General features: G+C 68.0%; 14 protein-coding genes and 4 pseudogenes. 11 read left to right on the plus strand and 7 right to left on the minus strand.

The features are described 5' to 3' along the window. Positions 1–139: 139 nt before the first annotated feature. From EO170_RS10925 to fis, 3 genes are all read left to right on the plus strand, one after another. Entirely contained in the window at positions 140–517 is a 378-nt protein-coding gene (locus EO170_RS10925; protein WP_104583543.1) for a helix-turn-helix transcriptional regulator, read from the plus strand. Between the two features lie 462 nt (positions 518–979). Further along, on the plus strand, positions 980–2,125 hold the full coding sequence (locus EO170_RS10930) for a DUF3426 domain-containing protein (protein ID WP_126944853.1): 1,146 nt from the start codon (positions 980–982) through the stop codon (positions 2,123–2,125). A gap of 116 nt (positions 2,126–2,241) precedes the next feature. After that, on the plus strand, positions 2,242–2,514 hold the full coding sequence (gene fis, locus EO170_RS10935) for a DNA-binding transcriptional regulator Fis (protein WP_104583541.1): 273 nt from the start codon (positions 2,242–2,244) through the stop codon (positions 2,512–2,514). A 2,115-nt stretch (positions 2,515–4,629) separates the two neighbouring features. On the opposite strand, the pseudogene EO170_RS21730 reads toward fis, so the two are convergent. The 3 pseudogenes from EO170_RS21730 to EO170_RS21740 all read right to left on the minus strand — a co-directional run. After that, positions 4,630–4,791 (minus strand): annotated as a pseudogene (locus EO170_RS21730) (hypothetical protein); the annotation flags it as partial. Positions 4,792–4,968: 177 nt separating this feature from the next. After that, positions 4,969–5,799 (minus strand): annotated as a pseudogene (locus EO170_RS21735) (hypothetical protein); the annotation flags it as partial. 2,493 nt (positions 5,800–8,292) lie between these two features. After that, a pseudogene (locus EO170_RS21740) lies at positions 8,293–8,433 on the minus strand (CDP-alcohol phosphatidyltransferase family protein); the annotation flags it as partial. Positions 8,434–8,507: 74 nt separating this feature from the next. On the opposite strand from EO170_RS21740, the gene purH reads away from it, so the two are divergent. From purH to yccS, 4 genes and pseudogenes are all read left to right on the plus strand, one after another. After that, complete coding sequence (gene purH, locus EO170_RS10945) at positions 8,508–10,091, plus strand: bifunctional phosphoribosylaminoimidazolecarboxamide formyltransferase/IMP cyclohydrolase (RefSeq protein ID WP_126944859.1); 1,584 nt, start codon at positions 8,508–8,510, stop codon at positions 10,089–10,091. A 113-nt stretch (positions 10,092–10,204) separates the two neighbouring features. Beyond that, on the plus strand, positions 10,205–11,500 hold the full coding sequence (gene purD / locus EO170_RS10950; RefSeq protein WP_126944862.1) for a phosphoribosylamine--glycine ligase: 1,296 nt from the start codon (positions 10,205–10,207) through the stop codon (positions 11,498–11,500). A gap of 6 nt (positions 11,501–11,506) precedes the next feature. Further along, positions 11,507–11,714: pseudogene (locus EO170_RS21745) on the plus strand (hypothetical protein); the annotation flags it as partial. 28 nt (positions 11,715–11,742) lie between these two features. Next, positions 11,743–13,956: a YccS family putative transporter gene (gene yccS / locus EO170_RS10955; protein ID WP_126944865.1), complete on the plus strand. Its 2,214-nt coding sequence runs from the start codon at positions 11,743–11,745 to the stop codon at positions 13,954–13,956. Positions 13,957–14,089: 133 nt separating this feature from the next. Here the strand turns inward: yccS and EO170_RS10960 are convergent, their stop codons facing one another. Next, positions 14,090–15,280: an MFS transporter gene (locus EO170_RS10960; protein ID WP_126944868.1), complete on the minus strand. Its 1,191-nt coding sequence runs from the start codon at positions 15,278–15,280 to the stop codon at positions 14,090–14,092. 97 nt (positions 15,281–15,377) lie between these two features. Here EO170_RS10960 and EO170_RS10965 point away from each other — a divergent pair, with 97 nt between their 5' ends. The 4 genes from EO170_RS10965 to EO170_RS10980 all read left to right on the plus strand — a co-directional run bounded on the left by EO170_RS10965 (position 15,378) and on the right by EO170_RS10980 (position 19,266). After that, complete coding sequence (locus EO170_RS10965; protein WP_119129448.1) at positions 15,378–16,286, plus strand: LysR family transcriptional regulator; 909 nt, start codon at positions 15,378–15,380, stop codon at positions 16,284–16,286. 61 nt (positions 16,287–16,347) lie between these two features. Further along, complete coding sequence (locus EO170_RS10970) at positions 16,348–18,270, plus strand: MFS transporter (RefSeq protein WP_126944871.1); 1,923 nt, start codon at positions 16,348–16,350, stop codon at positions 18,268–18,270. 241 nt (positions 18,271–18,511) lie between these two features. After that, positions 18,512–18,856, plus strand: a complete 345-nt coding sequence (locus tag EO170_RS10975; RefSeq protein WP_104583533.1) for a CD225/dispanin family protein — start codon at positions 18,512–18,514, stop codon at positions 18,854–18,856. Further along, positions 18,856–19,266, plus strand: a complete 411-nt coding sequence (locus EO170_RS10980; RefSeq protein ID WP_104583532.1) for a DUF2752 domain-containing protein — start codon at positions 18,856–18,858, stop codon at positions 19,264–19,266. Before EO170_RS10975 ends, EO170_RS10980 begins: the two co-directional genes overlap by 1 nt. Positions 19,267–19,673: 407 nt before the next feature. Here EO170_RS10980 and EO170_RS10985 read toward each other — a convergent pair whose 3' ends face one another. The 3 genes from EO170_RS10985 to EO170_RS10995 form a co-directional block, all read right to left on the minus strand. After that, positions 19,674–20,567: a cobalamin biosynthesis protein gene (locus tag EO170_RS10985; protein ID WP_126944874.1), complete on the minus strand. Its 894-nt coding sequence runs from the start codon at positions 20,565–20,567 to the stop codon at positions 19,674–19,676. A 79-nt stretch (positions 20,568–20,646) separates the two neighbouring features. After that, on the minus strand, positions 20,647–21,537 hold the full coding sequence (gene nudC, locus EO170_RS10990; protein WP_126944877.1) for an NAD(+) diphosphatase: 891 nt from the start codon (positions 21,535–21,537) through the stop codon (positions 20,647–20,649). Positions 21,538–21,848: 311 nt separating this feature from the next. Continuing rightward, complete coding sequence (locus EO170_RS10995; RefSeq protein WP_126945438.1) at positions 21,849–23,111, minus strand: lipase family protein; 1,263 nt, start codon at positions 23,109–23,111, stop codon at positions 21,849–21,851. Positions 23,112–23,575 lie beyond the last annotated feature (464 nt).

The raw sequence follows: 23,575 nt of genomic DNA on the forward strand, positions 1-23,575 counted from the left end.
CTCCTTGAGTTCGCTGTGATCCCGTCATCATTGACGTGACGACAGTATCGCAAACATATCGGCATATGAAAGTTATACGAACTATCCCTGTTTGCTGCTAGGGCTATATCTCCCGGCCCGTTCCCACTCACGGTGCCGTGTGAGCAAGTTGTACGAACGCGTCCGCGAAGCCCGCGCGCTGACCAAGCTGACCCAGGAAGCGCTGGCCGGCGAACTGGGCGTGACCCGCAGCGCGGTGGCGCAGTGGGAGATGGCCGAAGGCACCGCGCCCTCGGTGGAAAACCTGATCGGCCTGGCCAGGCGCAGCGGCATGGCCTTCGAATACCTGGCCACCGGCCGAGGCGAGCGGACCTTCGGCCCGCCAGTGCCGGCGATCGCCGAGGAGCCGGCGCAGTACCGCCACCTGGACGACCAGCAACGCGTGCTGCTGAACCGCTTCGACACGCTGGCCCCGCGCCAGCGCAGCGGCCTGCTCGATCTGCTGCTGGCCGAGGGCAAGACGCGGCGCAGGCGTTGAGTCGGGAATCGGGAATCGGGAATCGAGAATCGAGAATCGAGAATCGGGGGCAGGCTGCTCGGGCGTCATTCGGAAGGCAAGCTCGGAGTTGGCAGCTAGCCCAATCGGATGCGGATGATGTGGCGCCGGGACTTCCGCTTGTGGGCTGGAATACGGCCTTTGGCCGCAACTGCGTGGACACGCTCCGAGTTGGCAGCTGACCCGAGCGGATTCGGATGACGTGGCGCCGGCAACTTCGTTTGCACGTTGACTGGAATGCGGACTTTGCTGGAATGCGGCCCTTGGCCGGGACAGGGCGCTGACAGCGGCGCGACGGTCGGCCACCGGGTGGATGCATCCCCGCAGTCGATTGGAGGCGGTCTCGGCGCTTGTGGTGCGTGTCGCACGCACGCATGACGCACCCGGGTTCGCCCGCTGGCGTGCGCGTGGTTGAATAGAGCCCTTCCCGCTGCACGCCTGCCGATGTCCGAGACTCCGCCACCGCGCCGCCCCCTGGCCACGTTCCTGCGTGCGACGCCGGCGGCTCCATCGTTGCTGCCGACCCCGGTGGTGCCTGCTGCCGAACCGCCGCTGCCCGCGCCGCCGGTGCCGGCCAGCGAACTGGCGCCGGCGCCGTCAACCGAGCCGGTGGCCGCACCGGCGGCACCGGGCGTGTCGCCGCCCTTCGAGCCCCTGGTGACCGCGCCGCGCAGCGAGCCTGCGCCGGTGGGCATCCCCCTGCCAGGCAGCGGTGCCGGCCAGGCCGCAGCGGACGCCACCGCGCCGGACCGGCCGGCCTGGACCACGGCAACTGCGCGCCCGCTGCCCGGCGATCCTGCCGAAGGCTCAGCGGCCGGCGCCAGCGACACCCGCACCGCGATCGCCGGCACTCCCGCTGCACAGCAGACCGCCGCACATCCGGATGGCGTGGCGGCCGGCGGCATTGCCGGCGCAGACCAGCAGCGCGCGCACTCCGCTGCGTCCGGCGTTGCATCCGTGCCGGACGCCACGCCAGCGTCCGGCATCGATCCGGATATGGACGCCGAGCCAGGCGGCAGCGCCGCAGGCCCTGCCGGCGCAACGGCACCTGACCGGTTCCAGCCCCTCGCGGCCCAGGCCGCGCCCGCCTTCGCACGCCGCGGGCTGGCCCGGCCACGGCTGCGCGCCAGCGGCCGCCAGTGGGCCTTGCTGGTCGGGCTGGTCGGCCTGCTGGCGCTGCAGATGGTCATCGCCGACCGAGCGCAGCTGGCCGCCGATGCGCGCTGGCGTCCGCTGGCCAGCGCGGCCTGCGCGGTGGCGCGCTGCATGCTGCCGGCCTGGCGCGAGCCGGCCGCGCTGACCTTGCTCCATCGCGATGTGCGCCCGCTGCCCGGGGTGCCGGGCGTGCTGCAGGTTCAGGCCAGCTTCCGCAACGAGGCGCGCTGGGCGCAGGCCTGGCCGTGGCTGCAGCTGTCGTTGTCCGATGCCGACGGGCGGGTGATCGGCACGCGCGTGCTGGCGCCGCAGGAGTATCTGGGCCAGCCACCAGCCGCGCAGGACACGCTCGCGCCGGGCCAGGCGGTGCAGGTGGCGTTTGCCGTACGCGAGCCGGCCGCGAGCACCGCCGCCTTCAGTTTCGACTTCCGCTGAGCGGACGCGACCTGCGCCGATGGCCACACGGGCGTGGCGAGCGGTGAGGTCACGCGCTAGACTCACTCCCCCTCGCCGGCCACGCGTCCCGGCTTCGTGACACTGGGAACCCTCCTTTGAACGCAGCCCCCTCTCGCCCTGACCCCGGTCGTGGCGCCCCGAAGTCGCCGCTGCGCGAACACGTGGCCCAGTCCGTCCGCCGTTACCTGCGTGACCTGGACGGCAGCGACGCCGACGATGTGTACGAAATCGTGTTGCGCGAGATGGAGATCCCGCTGTTCGTGGAAGTGCTCAACCACTGCGAAGGCAACCAGAGCCGCGCGGCGGCGATGCTGGGCATTCACCGTGCCACGCTGCGCAAGAAGCTCAAAGAGTACGGGCTGACGTAGGACGGGATTGGGGAATCGTTAGAGCGTTGGGGTGCTGCAGGCTGGCAGTGCGCTGCGCTGGCACGCTTGGTGATGACGCGGCCGATGGACGATCTCGTTGCGTGTTGTGGAATGCGCAGCGTGTTGATGTCGGGTCGGGCTGCCCAAAGTGTTCGCTCTTGATCCCACGCCTTGGCGCAGGACTTCCGTCGCGCCCAGCGTGCCGCGCATGGCGCGCCTTCTTCATCTGATTGGACCAACCGCCGCGTCTTCGGCGGTTGGCCGCAGTGCTGGATCGGCAACGCCGATCGCCTGGACGAGGGGATTGCTCAGTTCGGCAAGTGCGTCACCGCTGCATGGTCGCCTGCGGACGCCGGCCCGCTACCCTGTTCCAGCACGATGGTGGCGATGGTATCGAACGGATCGTCGAACTTCTCGACCACGTTCTTGTCTTCGTCCACCTGGTAGGCGGTGTCGGCCTCGACGCCCTCTTCTCCGGTCTTGGCGATGATGTTGGTATAGCGCTTGCCGTCCCAGCAGCGGAAGATCAGCACCGAGTCTTCGCCACCTGTCAGGGTGGAGCCCAGGCTGCCGATCAATCTGCTGTTGGCGCCGGCCGTCAGGATGCTGTTCTTTCCCGCGGTCAACTTGCTGCGGTCGCCCGCCATCAGCGTGCAGTCGTCGCCTGCGGTGAGCCTGCTGCGGTCCCCGGCGGTGAGGAAGCTGTTGCTGCCGGCCAGCAACTTGCTGCGGTCGCCGGCGATCTGGGTGCTGTCGGCGCCAGCGATCAGCTTGCTGCGGTCGCCCGCCGTCTGCACGCTGCCCATGCCGGCGATCAGCGTGCTGCGCGAACCGGCCGTCTGCGAGCTCAGCTTGCCGGCAATCAGCATGCTGCGATGGCCGGCAATCTGGGTGCTTTCGTGCCCTGCGATCAACGAGCTGCCATAGCTGGCGATCTGGTTGCTGCCGTAGCCGGCCGTCAGATAGCTGCGCACGCCGCTGGTCAAGCTGCTGCCATAGCCGGCAATCAGCGAACTGTCCTGCCCGGCGGTCTCGGTGCTGCCGTAGCCCGCGGTCAACGAGCTGTTGTCCTGCGCGATCAACGTGCTGCCGTAGCCGGCGGTCAGGGTACTGTCGCCACCGGCGGTCTGGCTGCTGCCGTAACCGGCGATCAGCGTGCTGGAAAACCCGGCGATTTCGGTACTGCCGTAGCCGGCGGTGAGCGAGCTGTTTTCCAGCGCGGTCAGCGTGCTGCCATAACCGGCGGTCAGGGTGCTTTCGTAACCGGCGGTCTGGGTGCTGCCGTAGCCCGCGATCAGGGTACTTTCGTAACCTGCCGTGGAATTGCTGCCGTAACCGGCGGTCAGGATGCTGCCATGGCCGGCGGTTTGCGTGCTGCCGTAGCCGGTGGTGAGCCAGCTGATTTCCTGCGCGGTCTGGGTGCTGCCGTAGCCGGCGGTCAAGGTACTTTCGTAACCGGCCGTCTGGGTGCTGCCATAGCCGGCAATCAACGAACTCTGGAAGCTGGCGGTGGACGTGCTTCCGTAACCGGTGATCAACCAGCTGCTGCTCTGCGCGGTCTGGGTACTGCCGTAACCGGCCGTCAGGAAGCTGTCGTAACCGGCGGTCTGGGTACTGCCATAGCCGGCGATCAGCGAGCTGTCCGGGCCGGCCATGGAGGAACTGCCGTAGCCGGCAATCAGCGAACTGCTTTCCTGCGCGGTCTGGGTACTGCCATACCCGGTGGTGAGAATGCTCTTGTAACCGGCCGTCTGCGTACTGCCATAGCCGGCAATCAGCGTACTGTCATGCCCTGCCGTCGATGTGCTGCCGTAACCGGTGGTGAGCGAGCTGCGCTCCTGCGCGGTCTGCGTGCTGCCGTAGCCGGCGGTGAGGATGCTCTTGAAACCGGCGGTCTGCGTGCTGCCGTAGCCGGCAATCAGCGAGCTGTCCGAGCCGGCGGTGGAAGAACTGCCATAGCCGGCAGTGAGCATGCTGCCCTCTTGCGCGGTCTGGGTGCTGCCATAGCCGGTGGTCAGGATGCTTTTGAAGCCGGCGGTCTGCGTGCTGCCATAGCCGGCGATCAGTGAACTGTCCGAACCGGCAGTGGAAGTGCTCCCGTAACCGGCGGTGAGGTCACTGCCCTTGCGTGCGGTTTGCGTACTGCCGTAGCCGGCAGTGAGTGAACTGTCGCCACCGGAGGTCTGCGTGCTGCCATAACCGGCGATCAGCGTGCTGTCGGCACCGGCGGTGGAGGTGCTGCCGTAGCCGGTGGTCAGGTCGCTGCCTTTGCGTGCGGTCTGCGTGCTGCCATAGCCGGCAGTGAGCGAACTTTCCCCGCCGGACGTCTGGGTACTGCCGTAGCCAGCGATCAAGGTGCTGTCGGCACCGGCCGTGGAGGTGCTGCCGTAGCCGGTGGTCAGGTCGCTGCCTTTGCGCGCGGTCTGCGTGCTGCCATAGCCGGCAGTGAGTGAACTATCGCCGCCCGACGTCTGCGTGCTGCCGTAGCCTGCAATCAGCGTGCTGTCGGCACCGGCGGTGGAGGTACTGCCGTAGCCGGTGGTCAGGTCGCTGCCGCTGCGTGCGGTCTGCGTGCTGCCATAGCCGGCGGTCAGCGAGCTGTCGCCGCCCGACGTCTGGGTACTTCCGTAACCGGCAATCAAGGTGCTGTCGGCACCGGCGGTGGAGGTACTGCCGTAGCCGGTGGTCAGGTCGCTGCCGCTGCGTGCGGTCTGCGTGCTGCCATATCCGGCAGTGAGTGAACTGTCGCCGCCGGACGTTTGCGTGCTGCCATAGCCTGCAATCAGCGTGCTGTCGCCACCGGCGGTGGAGGTGCTGCCATAGCCGGTGGTCAGGTCGCTGCCGCTGCGTGCGGTCTGCGTACTGCCGTAGCCGGCAGTGAGTGAACTGTCGCCGCCGGACGTTTGCGTGCTGCCGTAGCCTGCAATCAGCGTGCTGTCGGCACCGGCGGTGGAGGTGCTGCCGTAGCCGGTGGTGAGGTCGCTGCCTTTGCGTGCGGTCTGCGTGCTGCCATAGCCGGCAGTGAGTGAACTGTCGCCGCCGGACGTCTGCGTGCTGCCATAGCCTGCAATCAGCGTGCTGTCGGCACCGGCGGTGGAGGTGCTGCCGTATCCGGTGGTCAGGTCGCTGCCGCTGCGTGCGGTCTGCGTACTGCCGTAGCCGGCAGTGAGCGAACTTTCCCCACCGGACGTTTGCGTGCTGCCGTACCCGGCGATCAAGGTGCTGTCCGCGCCCGCGGTGGAAGTACTGCCGTAACCGGTGGTCAGGTCGCTGCCCTTGCGCGCGGTCTGCGTGCTGCCATAGCCGGCAGTGAGTGAACTATCGCCGCCCGAGGTCTGGGTGCTGCCATACCCGGCGATCAAGGTGCTGTCTGCACCGGCGGTTGCGGTGCTGCCATAGCCGGCAGTCAGGTCGCTGCCCTTGCGCGCGGTCTGGGTACTTCCGTAGCCGGCAGTGAGCGAGCTGTCGCCGCCGGAGGTTTGCGTGCTGCCGTAACCGGCGATCAAGGTGCTGTCCGCGCCGGCCGTGGAGGTACTGCCGTAACCGGCCGTGAGGTCGCTGCCGGTGCGGGCGGTCTGCGTGCTGCCGTAGCCCGCGGTCAGCGAGCTGTCGTTGCCGGAGGTCTGCGTACTGCCATAACCGGCAATCAGGGAGCTGTCGGCACCGGCGGTACCGGTGCTGCCATAGCCGGCGGTGAGGTCACTGCCGTCCTGCGCTGTCTGCGTGCTGCCGTAGCCGGCGGTCAGCGAGCTTTCCCCGCCGGAGGTCTGGGTGCTGCCGTAGCCGGCGATCAGCGAGCTGTCGGTGCCCGCCGTGCTGGTGCTGCCGTAGCCTGCAGTGAGGTCGCTGCCGTTCTGCGCGGTCTGGGTGCTGCCGTAACCGGCCGTCAACGAGCTGTCGCCGCCGGAGGTTTGCGTACTGCCATAGCCTGCGATCAGCGAGCTGTCTGCCCCTGCGGTTTCCGTGCTGCCGTAACCGGCGGTCAGGTCGCTGCCATGCCGCGCGGTCTGGGTGCTGCCATACCCGGCCGTCAGCGTGCTGCCCCCGCCGGCGGTCTGGGAACTGCCGTAGCCGGCAACGATGGTGCTGTCGGATCCGGCCACGCCGGTGCTGCCGTAGCCTGCGATCAACTCGCTGCCGTCACCGGCAGTCTCGGTACTTCCATAGCCGGCGATCAGCTGGCTCTGATCGGCGCCCGTGAGCGTGCTGCCATAGGTGGCGATTTCGCGGGTGCGCAAGATCGCATTCGAAGGCTGTGCGGCCTGTGGGTCGATGCCGCTGGCCGCCACTGGATGTGGCGCGGTGGAAGGCGCACCGCTGTCGACGGCCGGCGCAGTGAACTGCGCCTGCGCTGCCTTGGGAATGAAGTCCGCGGCAACGACTGCACGCGGCTCCGGCTGGGGCGGGGTGTGCTGCGCAATGCCCGCGGCAATGCACTGCATCGCGCCGGCACGGTTGCCGGCGTAGACCACCTCGGCGCGGGGGAACTTGATCATTCCCTCCTCGCCCAACCAGATGATGTCGGCGGTATCCACCATGCAGACCACCCAATGCGCATCGGCATGCATGTTCAGATGCGCATTTGTGCCCTGCCCCCACAACAGGCCGGTCAAGCCGTTTTCCTGCTTGATGGTGGGTTGCCAATGCCGGCATTCGACACTGCCGGACTGCGGCCAGATCAGTCCGCAATGATCGGACATGTTGTTGGTGCAGGTGCGTAAGGCCAGGACTTTTTCGCGATTCATAGGCTTGCTCTCATGAGGATGTTCCGGGCAGCTGCGCAAACCGGCGTGCATGCCCTGGCCAATCGAGGGATGCGGGTCATCCCGCCGTCATGGCGAGACGGATCCGCCCATTGGCAAGGGCAGTCGCGGTACTGCGGCGGTTGGTCATCGACGAGCGCCACCAGGCGCACGCGCGCTGCGGTGTCTTGCTTGAATCGCAGGGTCATGGACGGCCGTGACGGCAAGACGCAGCGGGGAGTGACGGCAAGGCTGGCTCCTGCGCGACAGCCGTTGCAGCAATTAGCGACGGGACGCCTCGCCGAGAGCGTCGTTGCTGGTGAACCGGTTGAGCGAATCGGTCAGCGAGCACAGATCGTCGGTCAGCCCGGCGTGGCCACTGTCGCCGCAGCGGAAGACAGGTGCGCATTCCCGAAGAACAGCTGGGTGCGCCACGCACGGGGACCGGTTTTTTTGATCAATCTGCGACCGGCTCCGGATTGTGTTCGTCAGTGCACAAGCCGAATCAAGGAACGTGTCGCGCACTCACCGCATCGCGTCGCGAACGCATGCCGGCATCAGATGAAGCGCCATCGCCCGCGAAAACAGGCGTCCCCGCGTCACGCGGCAATGCCGTGCGGGGCTGCAACTGAGATGCAGTGTATTCAAGGTGCGTGATCCATTCGCGCCTGCAGGCGATGCACGGTTGGCAGTTTCATCGTGGCGATGACTGCCCGCAGCGGTGACGGGCGTCAGGCAACGCGTCAGCAACGCGCGCAGCAGGCACTGTTGCGACCGTCTGCCTGGCAGATGCAACGGGCGTCGCAGCGTCGAACGTATCGCCCGTTGCGACGCATCACCTGATGATCGAAGCCTGGCACGCCTGTGGCCGGAGCGCGTCGTCTGCGTCATCGGGTGCCCGGCATCGCTGCAAGCCGGGCCCCGAGGTGCGCCACGCACTCGCGCCCCGCTGTCGCGGATCACAGGGAACGCCACCTTTGGCAGCGACGCAGACCGAGGCCAGCTGATCGCGCACGCCACCATGGCCTGCGCGACCGACCAGCGCGGCCACCAGCAACGACGCTGCAGCCGCAGCAGGCATCACCTGGCTGGCGCCGATGCCGCCGCGAGACAGCGTGTCCGGCATCGGCCGCAGCAGCGCCCGGAAGTGTCCTGCCCGCGCATGGATCGACGCCATCACGGGCGGTCGAGCCCATTCGAGCGCCGGTGCGGCCTACAATATCGGCTGCCCCGCCTTGATAGCCCCCACCAATGGCCTCTGATTTCCTGCCCGTGCGCCGGGCCCTGCTCTCCGTTTCCGACAAGACCGGCCTGGTCGATCTGGCCCGCGCGCTGGCAGCGCGCAACGTCGCGCTGCTGTCCACCGGCGGCACCGCCAAGGCGCTGCGCGAGGCGGGCCTGCCGGTCACCGACGTCGCCGAGCTGACCGGGTTTCCGGAGATGATGGACGGCCGCGTCAAGACCCTGCACCCGCTGGTGCACGGCGGCCTGCTCGGCCGCGCCGGCGTCGATGAAGCAGTGATGGCCGAACACGGCATCGTGCCGATCGACCTGCTGGTGCTGAACCTGTATCCGTTCGAGTCGGTGACCGCCAGGGCGGACTGCACGCTGGCCGATGCGGTGGAGAACATCGACATCGGCGGCCCGGCGATGCTGCGCTCGGCGGCGAAGAACTTCGCCCGCGTGGCGGTGGCCACCGACCCGGCGCAGTACGCCGAGCTGCTGGCCGAACTCGATGCCAACGACGGCCAGCTGTCGGCGGCCAAGCGCTTTGCACTGTCGGTGGCCGCGTTCAACCGCGTGGCGCAGTACGACGCGGCGATCAGCAACTACCTGTCGGCGGTGGCCGACAGCGCCGAAGCGGTGCCCAAGCGCAGCCCGTTCCCGGCGCAGATCAATTCCAACTTCGTCAAGGTGATGGACCTGCGCTACGGCGAGAACCCGCACCAGGCCGGCGCGTTCTACCGCGACCTGTATCCGGTGCCGGGCACGCTGGCCACCTTCCAGCAGTTGCAGGGCAAGGAGCTGAGCTACAACAACCTGGCCGATGCGGATGCGGCATGGGAATGCGTGCGCCAGTTCGATGCGCCCGCCTGCGTGATCGTCAAGCATGCCAACCCCTGCGGCGTGGCGGTGGGCGCGGCCTGCGGCGATGCCTACGAGCTGGCCTATGCGACCGACCCGACCAGCGCCTTCGGCGGTATCCTGGCCTTCAACAAGACCCTCGATGCGGCGACCGCGAAAGCCATCCTGGACCGCCAGTTCGTCGAGGTGTTGATCGCCCCGGACTACGAGCCCGGCGCGCTCGACTACGCGACCAAGAAAGCCAACGTGCGCGTGCTCAAGATCCCGCACGGCAACGGCCTCAACAACTACGACACCAAGCGGATCGGCTCGGGCCTGCTGATGCAGTCGTCCGACAACCGCGGCATGTCGCTGGGCGAGCTGAGCGTGGTCACCCAGCGCGCGCCCAGCGAGGCCGAACTGGGCGATCTGCTGTTCGCCTGGCGCGTGGCCAAGTACGTCAAATCCAACGCGATCGTCTACGCCAAGGACAACCGCACCATCGGCGTGGGCGCCGGGCAGATGAGCCGCGTGGTCAGCGCCAAGATCGCCGCGCTCAAGGCCGAGGAAGCCAGGCTCACGGTGGCCGGCTCGGTGATGGCGTCGGACGCGTTCTTCCCGTTCCGCGACGGCATCGATGCCGCCGCCGCTGCCGGCATCCAGGCGGTGATCCAGCCTGGCGGCTCGATGCGCGACGGCGAAGTGATCGCCGCCGCCGACGAACACGGCATCGCAATGGTGTTCACCGGCGTGCGGCATTTCAGGCACTGATAGAGCCGGGATTCGGGATTCGGGAGTGGCAACGTCGCTCTGGTCTCTCCTGTTCCGGTCTCCGCCTTGCTTCAACCAATCCCCAATCACGACTCCCCAATCTCGGCCTTAAAATGAAAATCCTCGTCATCGGCTCCGGCGGCCGTGAACATGCCCTGGCCTGGAAGATCGCGCAGTCCGCACGCGTGAGCGAAGTGCTGGTGGCACCCGGCAATGCCGGCACCGCCACCGAAACCAAATGCCGCAATGTCGCGATCAAGGTCGATGACCTGGATGGCCTGCTCGCCCTGGCCCAGCGCGAAGCCGTGGCGCTGACCGTGGTCGGCCCGGAAGTGCCGCTGGTGCTGGGCGTGGTCGACCGTTTCCACGCCGCCGGCCTACGCATCTTCGGGCCCACTGCCAAGGCCGCGCAGCTGGAGGGCAGCAAGGCCTTCGCCAAGGATTTTCTCGCCCGTCATGGCATCCCCACCGCGTACTACGCCGTGCACACTGACGTCGACGCGGCGCTGGCCTATGTGCGCGAGAAAGGCGCGCCGATCGTGGTCAAGGCCGATGGCCTGGCCGCCGGCAAGGGCGTGATCGTGGCGATGACGCTGGCCGAGGCCGAAGACGCGGTGCGCGACATGCTCTCGGGCAATGCGTTCGGCGATGCCGGCGCGCGCGTGGTGGTCGAGGAATTCCTCGATGGCGAAGAAGCCAGCTTCATCTCCATGGTCGACGGCACCCACGCCTTGCCGATGGCCACCAGCCAGGACCACAAGCGCGTCGGCGACGGCGACACCGGCCCCAATACCGGCGGCATGGGCGCGTATTCGCCGGCCCCGGTGGTCACGCCCGAGGTGCATGCACGCGTCATGCGCGAGGTGGTCGAGCCGACCGTGCAGGGCATGATCGCCGACGGCGTGCCGTTCACCGGGTTCCTGTATGCCGGGCTGATGATCGATGCGCACGGCGCGCCCAAGGTGATCGAATTCAACGTGCGCTTCGGCGACCCGGAGACCCAGCCGGTGATGCTGCGCCTGCAATCGGACCTGGTGGACCTGCTCGACGCCGCCATCGACGGCAAGCTCGACCAGGCGCAGGCGCACTGGGACCCGCGCCCATCGCTGGGCGTGGTCATCGCGGCCAAGCCCTATCCGGAAACTCCGGTCACCGGCGAAGTCATCACCGGCCTGGACGCCGTGCCCGCCACCGCCAAGGTCTTCCATGCCGGCACTGCACTAAATGCCAACGGTGAGGTCGTCAGCGCCGGTGGCCGCGTGCTGTGCGTTGCCGCCCTGGGGGACAGCGTGCAGGAGGCGCAGCGCAACGCCTATGCCGGTCTGCAGCCGATCCACTGGACCAACGCCTTTCATCGCAGCGATATCGGCTGGCGTGCGATCGCCCGCGAGCGCGACGCACAGGGCTGAGCACTCGCAACCACACGTTGCAAGGTTGTCAAGCGCGATACATGCCCGTGCAGTTGGCCGGACGCGCAGCTCACGCGGCTGCGCGCAGGCACGTGCAGCTGGGCTGCGGCGCAGCCACCGTCGTCGCGCAATCGGCTCCAATCCGCACAAACGCTGCCCTACTGACAAAGAACTAGCCGCCCTCCACCCCGATGGCGCGTGCCTGCGGCAATAATGCCCGGGCACCTTGCCTTGCAGAGACCGTGGCCACTCCCTCCTTCGAAACCCGCCTGAGCCGCCTGTGGGCCCATGAAAAGGCCAGCTATGGCCTGCGCGTGTTCATCGCGCTGGCAGTGGCGATGGGGGTGTGCTGGCACTGGCAGCAGCTCACGGCGGTGCCGGCGCTGTTCCTGGGCGCCATCGCCAGCGCCATCGCCGAAACCGACGACAACTGGCTGGGCCGCATCAAGTCGGTGCTGCTGTCGCTGCTGTGTTTCGCCGCCGCCGCCGCGTCGGTGGTGCTGCTGTTTCCGTATCCGCTGGCGTTCGTGACCGGCATGGCGGTGGCGACGTTTTCGTTAACCCTGCTCGGCGCGCTGGGCGAGCGCTACGCCTCGATCGCGCAGGCCACCGTGGCCTTGTCGATCTACGCCATGATCGGCATGGACCAGCACGGCAGCCACGATCCGTCGATCGCCTGGCACGGCGCGGCGCTGCTGCTGATCGGCGCCACCTGGTACGGCGTGCTGTCGATCCTGTGGACGCTGCTGTTTGCCAACCGCCCGGTGCGCGAGCGGCTGTCACGGCTGTTCTTCGAGCTGGGCCGCTATCTCAGGCTCAAGGCCGACCTGTTCGAACCGGTGCGGCAGAGCGACCTGCATGCACGCCGGCTGGCGCTGGCCGAGCAGAACGCCAAGGTGGTCGGCGCGCTCAACGCCGCCAAGACCGCGATCATGAGCCGCTTCGGCCGCTCGGGACGGCCGGGCGTGCAGTCGGGCCTGTATTTCCGCCTGTACTACATGGCGCAGGAATTCCACGAGCGCGCCAGTTCCTCGCACTATCCCTACGAAGCGCTGACCGACGCGTTCTTCCACAGCGACGTGCTGTACCGCTGCCAGCGCCTGCTCGCGCTGCAGGGCAAGGCCTGCGCGGCCCTGGGCGAGGCGATCCGCCTGCGCCAGCCGTTCGACTACGGCGACAACAGCCGCCTGGCCACCGAAGACCTGCGCCAGTCGCTGGACTACCTGCACGCGCGTGCCGACCCCGCCCTCGCACGTCTGCTCGGCGCGCTGGAATTGCTGGTGACCAACCTGCAGAGCATCGAACGCAAGCTGTCGGAAGCGGCGCAATCCGACTCCACCAGCGACAACCTCGACACCCGCCTGCGCGATTCCTCGCCGCATACCTTGCGCGAAATGGGCGCGCGCCTGCTGCAGCAACTCACGCCCGGTTCGGTGCTGTTCCGCCACGGCCTGCGCATGGCCATCGCGCTGGTGGTCGGCTACGCCATCATGCAGTCCATCCATGCCGACAACGGCTACTGGATCCTGCTCACCACTGCTTTCGTGTGCCGGCCCAACTACGGCGCCACCCGCCTGCGGCTGGTGCAGCGCATCGCCGGCACCCTGATCGGCCTGGTCGCCACCTGGGCGTTGATGCAGCTGTTTCCCGGCACCGAAGTGCAGCTGCTGCTGGCACTGGCCGCCGCACTGGTCTTCTTCATCACCCGCACCGATCGCTACATGCTGGCCACCGCCGGTATCACCGTGATGGCGCTGTTCTGCTTCAACCTGCTCGGCGATGGCTTCGTGCTGATCTGGCCGCGCCTGATCGACACGCTGATCGGTTGCGCGATCGCCGCGGCCGCCTCGTTCCTGATCCTGCCGGACTGGCAGGGCCGCCGCCTCAACCAGGTGATGGCCACGGTGCTGGCCAGCTGCGCGCGCTACCTGGCCCAGGTGCTGGAGCAATACGCCAGCGGCATGCGCGACGACCTGCCCTACCGCATTGCCCGGCGCGACATGCACAACGCCGATGCCGCGTTGTCGGTGGCCTTGTCCAACATGCTGCGCGAACCGGGCCGCTATCGGCGCAACCTGGACGCCGGCTTCCGCTTCCTGGCGCTGTCCAACACCCTGCTCGGCTATCTGTCCGCGCTTGGCGCGCATCGCGCCGCGCTCGATGGCGAACACGATCCCGCCATCGCGCAGGCCGGCGACTACCTGCAGCGCGCGCTGGGCGAAATCGCCACCGCCCTGCGCGAACGCCAGCCGCTGCCGGTGCACGACGAAAGCCAGGAAATCGCCACCGCCGAAGCGCTGGAACAGCACGCCGTGCAATTGCCGCCCAAGCAGCGCCTGGTGCGCGACCAGCTGGCACTGACCCTGCGGCTGTTGCCCAAGTTGCGTGCCGCGGCCCTGGCGGTCACGACGGCACCCACAGAGACGCCAACGCGGCTGGCGGCCACCAAGGCCTAGCGCACCGTTGTCGGTGCGCCTGGACACCGCAGCAGGCACGCCTGCGTCCGCACGCAAGCGCGATGCCGGGCCATGCGACGCACGTCCGGGCCACGCCCGTCCAATGCCTGCGGCGTCGCTCCGTCCGCTGCGCCTACTTCCACTGCTTGCGCGCCACGCTCAGTCCCACCCAGCCCAGCGCCGCCGCCGCCAGCACCGCCCCACCGATCACCACACCGTTCCAGCCGGCCTGCGCATAGGCCGCCGTGCCCAGCGTGGAACCCACCGCACCGCCGATGAAGTAGCAGGTGATGTAGGCCGAGGTGATGCGATTGCGTGCGTTCGGATTGCGCTGGTAGATCACGCTCTGGTTGGCGATATGCACGCCTTGCACCGCGATATCCAGCAGCAGCACGCCGACGATCAGCAGCGCGATCGACTGCGGCGCAAACGCCAGCAATCCCCAGGACAGCAGCAGCATCACCAGCCCGCCCCAGCTGACACGGTCGCCATGGCCGTGGTCGGACCAGTGACCGGAACGGTTGGCCGCCAGCGCGCCGGCCGCACCGATCAGGCCGAACAGCCCGATCACCGCCGTGCCATAGCCATAGGCGGGCCCGGACAACAGGAACGCCAGCGTGGTCCAGAACATGCTGAAGCCGGCAAAGATCAACCCGCCCAGCACCGCGCGCGCGCGCAGCACCGCATCGTCGCGCAGCAGCGTCAGCACCGAGCCCACCAGCTGCGGATACGACAGCTGCGCATTGCCCGGGTGCCGCGGCAGCCCGCGCCACAGCAGCCAGGCGGTGACCAGCAACAGGCCGGAGGCGATCCAGTACACCGTATGCCAGCCACCGACACCGGCCAGCACCCCGGCCGCGGTGCGCGCCAGCAGGATGCCCAGCAACAGGCCGCTCATCACCGTGCCGATCACCCGCCCGCGCTCGTGCGGGGCGGCCAGGGTCGCGGCGAATGGCACCAGGATCTGCGCCGCCACCGAACTGGCACCGGTGACGATCGTGCCGGCCAGCAACATGCCGAAGCTGTGCGAGACGGCGCTCACCAGCAGGCCCAGCGCACTGAGCACGAACAGGCCGACGATCAGCCCGCGCCGCTCCAGCCGGTCGCCCAGTGGCACCAGCAACAGCAGCCCCGCCGCGTAAGCCAGCTGCGCGGCAGTCACCACCGCCCCGGCACTGCGCACCTGGATCCCGAATGCCTGCGCCAGCGTCTCCAGCAGGGGCTGCGCGTAATAGTTGCTCGCCACCGCCAGCCCGGTGGCGGCGGCCATCAGCAGCACCAGCTGGCGCGGCAATGGCGGGTGGGCAATCGGTTCGACGGTCATGGCAGGTGCCTGCTGAAGGAGTGGGCGCAGTGTGGGCAGCGATGCGGCATCTTTCCAATGTATTGTTTTCACCGTGTCCATCGCGTTTTGAGATCGCATGCTGACCCTGCGCCAACTGGAGTTTGCCGTCGCCGTGGCCGAGGAAGGCGGCTTCACCGCCGCCGCGCGCCGTTGCAACACCGTGCAATCGGCGCTCAGCCACCAGGTCGCCAAGATCGAGCAGACCCTTGGCGCGCGCCTGTTCGAGCGCGGCACCCGTCAGGTGCGGCCCACCGCCGCCGGCGAGGTATTCCTGCACAACGCCCGCGCCACCTTGCGCGCGGCAGAGCGCCTGCACGAGGAAATGGCCCAGGCCCTGGGCACGGTGCGTGGCCAGCTCACGCTGGGGCAGATTTCCTCGCTCACCACCGTGCAGCTGCCGGCGCTGCTGCGCGCGTTTCGCAACGCGCATGCGCGGGTGGACGTGCACCTGCGCACCGCCATGAGCGAGGCCCTGCTGCACGACCTGGGCGAAGGCCGGCTGGACGTGGCGCTGGTCGGCGTCGGCCCGCAGGTCGCAGTGCCCGACCAGCGGCTGCTGCTGCACGAGGAAGCCCTGGCCCTGATCGTGGCGCCCGGCCATCGCTTCGCCACGCGCAAGCGGGTGGCGCTGGCCGAGCTGGATGACGAACCGATGGCCGGGCTGATCGCTGGCGCCGGCGTGCGCGGCATCGTCGATGCGGCCTTCGCGCAGGCCGGCCTGCGGCAACGCCAGCAATACGAGGTCACCCACGCCGATCTGATGCGCGAACTGGTCGCCGCCGACCTGGGCGTGGGTATCGTGCCGCAGACCATGGCCGCGGCCATGCGCGGGGTGGTGACGGTCGCACTGAAGGAGCGCTTCGGCTTTTTGACCTATGCGGTGTGGCGGCCCGACCCCACCCCGGCCGCACGCGCCTTCGTGGCGCTGCTGCGCGCCCAGGCCGCGCGGCGCGCGCCATCGGCACGCACGCCGCGCCGCGCGTAGCGGCATGCACCAGCCCGCCGTGGAAGCCTGCTAGGCTGCGCGCGTTCGCAAAGGAAACTGCATGTCCGGTCACAGTCAGTTCGCCCTGCTCAGGCAGCGCCGCTTCTTGCCGTTCTTCGCCGTGCAGGCGTTGGGCGCCTTCAACGACAACGTCTACCGGCAGGCCATCATCGGCCTGTTGTTCTACCTGGGCATCGATGCGGCGCAGCGCACGCTGTACACCAATCTGGCGCCGGCACTGTTCATCCTGCCGTACTTCCTGTTCTCCGCGCTGGCCGGGCAGATCGCCGAGAAGCTGGAGAAGCAGAAGCTCATCGTGATCACCACCACGATGGAGATCGCGATCATGTCGCTGGCGGCGGTGGGCTTTCTCACCGAGAACATGGTGATCCTGCTGATTGCGCTGTTCTGCACCGGCCTGCAGTCCACGCTGTTCGGGCCGGTAAAGTATTCGATCCTGCCTTCGGTGCTCAAGCCCGAGGAACTCACCGGCGGCAACGGCCTGGTCGAGATGGGCACCTCGATCTCGATCCTGTGCGGCATGATCTTCGGCGGGCTGATCTTCCAGATCGCCGGCAGCCACGGCCCGGAGGCCGCAGCCACCGCGGTGATTGCCATTGCCGTCACCGGCAACCTGGTCGCGCGGCTGGTGCCCAAGGTCGATGCCGGCGCGCCCGAGCTGACCATCAACTGGAACCCGATCCCCGAATCGCGCGCCATCATGCGCCTGACCCGGCGCACGCCGGCGGTACGCAACGCCGTGCTCGGGGTGTCGTGGTTCTGGTTCGTCGGCACCGTGCTGACCGCGCAGCTGCCCACCTACGCGCAGGTCAATCTTGGTGGGCAGCAGGACCTGTACGTGTTCGCGCTGGCGCTGTTTTCGATCGGCACCGGTGTCGGTTCGCTGCTGTGCGAGCGGCTGTCCGGGCGCACCGTCGAAATCGGCCTGGTACCGCTGGGCGCGTTCGGCATCAGCGCCTTCCTGCTGGACCTGTATTTCGCACGCCCCGGCGCTGCGCCCGCCACCGATCTGTCGATCGGCCAGTTCGTGCAGCAGGCCGGCAGCGTGCGCCTGATCGTGGATCTGGTCGGCATCGGCCTGTTCACCGGTCTGTTCGTGGTGCCGTTGTTCGCGTTGATCCAGAGCCGCACGCCCAAGGCCGAACTCTCGCGCGTGATCGCCGGGCTCAACATCCAGAATTCGCTGTTCATCGTCACCGCCGCCATCATCGGCATTGCGCTGCAACTGCCGCAGCTGGTGCTGTTGGGCGTGCGCATTCCGCTGCCGGGCCTGAGCATTCCGCAGGTTTTCCTGGCGTTGGCGCTGGCCAATACGCTGGTGGCGCTGTGGATCTTCACCCTGGTGCCCGAGTTCCTGATGCGCTTTCTCAGCTGGGTGCTGGTGAGCGTGCTGTACCGGCTGCGCGCACGCGAGATCGACCGCCATGTGCCCGAGGAAGGCGCCGCACTGCTGGTCTGCAACCACGTCAGCTACATGGACGCGCTGATCCTGTCGGCGGTGATCCCGCGCCCGGTGCGCTTTGTCATGTACTACAAGATCTTCCGCATCCCGGTGATGCGCTGGATCTTCCGCACCGCCAAGGCGATCCCGATCGCCGGCGCGCGCGAAGATCCCGCGCTGATGCAACAGGCCTTCGACCGTATCGACGCGGCGCTGGCCGACGGCGAACTGGTGTGCATCTTCCCCGAAGGTGCCTTGACCAGGGATGGCGAGATCGCAGCGTTCAAGTCGGGCGTGGAAAAGATCCTGCAACGCCGCCAGGTGCCGGTGATTCCGATGGCGTTGCGTGGCATGTGGTCGAGCATGTGGAGCCGCCGCGACACCCGCCTGGGCCGCATGCGCGTGCCGCGCCGGATCCGTGCGCATATCGAAGTGGTCGCCGCCGCGGCGGTCCCCGGCAGCCAGGCGACCGCCGCGCTGCTCGAGCAGCAGGTCCGTGCACTGCGCCAGGATCATCCATGAGTGCGGCCGGCATGGGCTTTGCGTCCGTCGCGCGCCGCGAGTAGCCTGTGCGCCATTACACGTATTGCCGCCGCGCTCGCCTAGCGGGCGCGACAAGAAGGACCGGGGGAAGTCGCCGTACGCCACATCACCGTGTCAGACGCGTTCGCCGTGACCGGGGGACGCTGCCTGCGCGGCCCATCGCTGCCTTCCCCACGCGCTGCAACATCTCGCTGTTGTTTACCACCCAAGGAGCTTCACCATGAGTGCCATCCCACCGCCGATCCATCCCTCGTCCAGCGCCGCACCCGGCCCGGTCCCCAATCACCTGATCTGGGCGATCGTCTCCACCGTGCTCGGTTTCTGCCTGTGCTGCCCGGCCCTGATCACCGGCATCGTGGCGATCGTGTTCTCCAGCAAGGTCAACGGCCTGCTCAACCAGGGCGACATCGACGGCGCACGGCGTGCCTCCAACACCGCCAAGACCTGGTGCATCGTGACCAGCGTGCTGGCCGTGATCGGCCTGCTGATCAACATCGGTGTGGTCGCCACCGGCGGCATGCAGGGCTACATGGACTACATGCAGCAGTTGCAGCACATGCAGTAATGGAATTGCGTCCACGCCATTGGCTTGGACTCGGGGCGGCCACCAGCGTGGCCGCTCTCGGCGTGTCGTTGCTGTATCGCTTCGATCCGAACGCGAGCAACAGCCCGTTCCCGCCCTGCGTCTTCCGTGCCGTGACCGGCTGCTATTGCCCCGGTTGCGGCATGACCCGCGCGCTGTATGCGCTGGTGCACTTCGATCTCCCAGGCGCCTTCGCCATGAACCCGGCCGCCGTGCTCGGCCTGTGCACCCTGCCCGGCCTGATCGCCTGGAAGGCCGGCTGGCGCGCGCGCTGGTTCGCACCCGTGGTGGCCGTCATGTCCGAGCCGAAGTTCTGGTTATGGGCGTTGCCGCTTTATTGGATTGCACGGAATCTGCCGTGGTTTCCTTTCAACCTGCTTGCGCCGGGGTAATCGCGAACAACCGCTTGATGCGGTGATACTGCAACGCGCGGCGGCGCGCCATGCATTGCGGCGCCCGGGATCATGCCTGGCGCGGTTTCCTTTCAACCTGCTTGCGCCAGGGTAGCCGCGAACAACCGCTTGATGCGGTGATATTGCAACGCGCGGCGGCGCGCCATGCATTGCGGCGCCCGAGATCATGCCTGGCGCGGTTTCCTTTCAACCTGCTTGCGCCGGGGTAGCCGCGAACAGCCGCTTGATGCGGTGATATTGCAACGCGCGGCGGCGCGCCATGCATTGCGGCGCCCGAGATCATGCCTGGCGCGGTTTCCTTTCACGCTGCTTGCGCCGGGGGTAGCCGCGAACAACCGCCTGATGCGGTGGATATTGCAACGCGCGGCGGCGCACCTGCATCGCGCCTACCGCACCCATCCAGCAATCACCAGCAGCGCCAGCACCACCATCCACAGCAACAGCACGCGCCAGACCAGGCTCATCGCATCGCGCACTTCCGGCAGGCGACGCCAGACCGGCACCAGCCCCGCATCGGTGTAGTCGTGCGCTTCCTCGCGCAGCTCGGCGCTGACGCTGGCACGCGCCACCGCACCGAGAAAATGCGGCTCCAGCGACCAGCGGTTGCCATGCGCCTGCCGCCAGGCGCGAAACACCGTGTCGAAATTGCCCACCAGCGCCATCGACACCGTGATCAACTGCGCCACCGGCCATTCCAGCGCGGCCAGCAGCCAGCGCGCGCCGGCCAGGTTGCGCGGCGGCAGCAGCACCGACAGCGGGCTTTCCACCGCCAGTGCCGTCAGCCGATACAGCACCGCACCGAACGGCCCCAGCAGCAAGAACCACCACAGCACCGCGAACCAGCGCCGCAGCCCGTTGACCACCACCGCTTCCACCAGCGACGGCGCATCTTCGTGCACGCTGCCGCCGGCGGCCTGCAGGTGCGAGATGGCCTCACGCCGCAACGCCGGCTCGTCGGCATCGATCACCGCTTCCACATCGCGGTCCAGATCGCGCGGCCCCCAGGTCCAGGCCAGCACCGCCACGCCGAACAGCAAGGCCCAGAACCCGCGCCACACATCGTCCAGCAGCCATTGCAGGAGCAGCACTACCAGCAGGGCCGGCAACAGTGCCAGCAGCACGCCATAACGCCCCTGCCACGCACCGCGCCCGGCCGCATGGCTGTCCAGCCGGCGTAGCCACTGGCCGAACCATTCGAAACGCCGCAGCCGCGCCACCTGGGCGGGGGCCAGGTGGCCCAGCGCAAGTGCGACGACGACAGCAACCAGGGTGGTGAACATGGGTGGGCCTCCTCAGCCGAGTCTAGCCGAGCCGCTGCACGCGCACCCGATCTGCGTGCGCTGCGCCGCTCGCCCCGGCTCAGCCATGGACGCGATGCCAATACTCGATCAGCGCGCGCGCGATGGAAATACGCGGCGGCAACCCGATCTCGCCGTCGCCGGCCAATGCCGCGCTGACCTCGGCATGGCTGACCCAGCGCGCGTCTTCCAGTTCGCCGGTGACCTGCGGCACTTCGCTTGCCGCAGCGCGTGCGCTGAAGCCCAGCATCAACGCGCCCGGGAACGGCCACGGCTGCGCGCCCAGGTAGCGGCAGTCCTGCACCTGCACGCGGGTTTCCTCGAACACCTCGCGCGCCACGGTCTGCTCCAGCGACTCGCCGGGTTCGACAAAGCCGGCAATCACCGAGTAGCGCCCCGGCGCCCAACTCGCCTGCCGCCCCAGCAGCAAGCGCGCGCCATCGCTGACCGCCACGATGATGGCCGGATCCACGCGCGGGTAATGCTCGGTCTTGCATTGCGTGCAATGGGCGATGAAGCCGGCCCGCCGGAATGCGATCGCCCCGCCGCAGACACCGCAAAAGCGCGTGCGCGACTGCCAGTGCAGCATCGCGCGTGCGTAGGCGAACGCGGTGGAGACGTCTGCCGGCCAGTCGGCGGCGGCCTGGCGCAGGTCGATGCGCTGCGGCGCTTCCACACCCGGCACATCGGACGGCAGGCAGAACCAGCCGACCTCATCGCGCAGCCCCAGAAAGATCGCTCCGTCCGGCGCTTCGCCAAGCGCAGCACCGTCCATCAGCAGCGGCTGGCCATCGGCATCGGCCAGCGCGGTGCCCTTGGCATCGAGCAGCAGCACGCGGCCTTGTGGCCACAGACGCGCCAGCGCAGCGGCATCGTCACGCAGCAGATCGCCGCGATCCAGCGGCGCGTGGGTGAAGGCAAAACCGGAGGCGGAAAAGGAAGGCTCTGACATCGGCGCAAGCCTGCCGATAATCGGCATCGCCTGCAACCGGCGCGCCACGGATGCAGGCCCGGCTGGCGGCGCGCGTTCAGACGTGCCAGGGGCCCGCGCTCGCCGGCGGTGCTGACTGCGTCACATTGCGCGCTGCGCCGCACGGCAGGCCACGCGCGATCGGCACGGCGTTGCGGCAACCAGGTCGAATCCGGGCATGCTCAGCCTTGTCGCCTGCAACAGCGACAAGGCCTCGATCGGAGCGTGACGCGTCCAGGCGGACCCGGGACGCGACCGATCATCGGCGCTGGCAGCGCCCCGCCATCCAGGCCTCAGCGCTGCTTGTCCAGCAGCTGGTGCCGTACGGCGACGATGCACGGCTCATTGGTGGTCAGATGCACGAAAGCCGAGTTGTCGTTGGGGTCGCCACTGCCGATGTCCACCAGCGCTGCCTGGGTGCTGCCGCGACGCTTGAAACCGGCAATGGCGGTCACCGCATTCTTCAGCGGGATGGTCGCGTCGTTGGACGAACCGCACAGCAGCGTCGGCGTCTGCGGCGCCCAGTCCAGCACGTCGTTGCGTGCCAGATCCTTGCGGAACGGATTGTCCGGGTTGCTGGCGAAGTCACGATAGAACCCGGGCTGGAAATACGTCTTGAGCTGATCGATCCCGGGCAGCGTATCGCCCAGCACCAGATCGGTCAGGCCCAGCTTGCCGGGGAACAGCCCCTCGACCCTGGCCGCCCATGGGTCCTGAAACACCTGCCCGGCCGCCAGATAGAGATTGCGATACGTGTGCTGCATCGCGACGATCGCGTAGCTGCCCAGAATAATGCCGAAGCTGCTTTCACCGACGGCGTTGCTCCCGCTCCAGCTGTCCACGAAGGTCTGCTCCAGCGCGTAGGGCCCGGAGATCGGCGCACTGGCCACCAGATGGAACTCGCTGGACAGATGCGCCTCGATTTCCCGCTGGGTTGCCAGTGCGGCATGGCCGCCTTGCGAATACCCCGACAGCATCACCTTGCCGGACAACGGCGTCTTCAGCCGCTGCAGCACGCTGCGTGCCGCGCGTAGCACATCGATCGTCGCACTGGCCTCGGATGCGCTATGCAGGTAGGGATGGAAACCGTAGCTGGATTTGCCCAGCCCCAGGTAATCGCTGCTGACCACCACATAGCCCTGGCTGGCCAGACGGGTGACCAGCGGGTCGTTCCCCTTGGCATCACGGATGTCCTTGGCCTGTTCCTCGTTGCGGAGCGTCGCGGTCGACCGCCCCCAGCCCAGCAACGGATACGGACCGGTGCAACGCTCGCCACCTGGAATCAGCACCACGCCCGAGGCCGTGGCCGGCTCGCCATCGACGCCGACGGTGGCATAGGTGAACTCGGCCACGCGCACGTTGCATCTGGGCTGTTCGGCCGCCGGCTCGGCGGTGAGCAATGCAGCAATCGCATCGCGGGTGTAGCTGGTCAGGAAATTGCTGCTGAGCAAGCTGCCGCGCGCGGGTGACGCCTGCGCACCGGGTGCAAGCACTGCGCTGGCGATGCCAAGCATGGCCAGCAGGCCAAACGCCGATCGGGTTCTGATCTGCAACATGGTGAGACGTTCTCTCATGGATGGATGCAAGGGGCGGGGGAGCCGGCGCGACGCAGGAACGGGATCAGCTGCCCGATCCACGCACGCACGCGTGGCGATGCGCTTACTGCGCCATGGTGTGGAAGTGGCATCGCGCGCGGCACGCTCGCTCAGCGCAGTGGCGAGGCCCGCGTGTGTCAGGCAAGACAAGACGCGATGCATGAATGAAGCGAGCATGTCCGGGCACCGGCGCTGAGCGTGCGTGCAGTATGTCCATCGCCGCACGCGCTGCAGCTCACGCGCACGAAGCTTGCGCGCGCACGGCGAAACCCGCAGCACGCAAATGTTTACAGCGCGTTAGACATGCACATCGATAGCGCTTGGCGCCATACCACCCCGTGGCATTCGTCCCGGTGGCGATCGTTTGAGCGGTACGTGGCGCACATCGCCCGGCGTTTTGACTGCGCCGGGCAAACGGTATCGGT

Origin of the sequence: Xanthomonas sp. BRIP62409, from assembly GCF_003992965.1 — a bacterium.
Classification (GTDB): domain Bacteria; phylum Pseudomonadota; class Gammaproteobacteria; order Xanthomonadales; family Xanthomonadaceae; genus Xanthomonas; species Xanthomonas euroxanthea.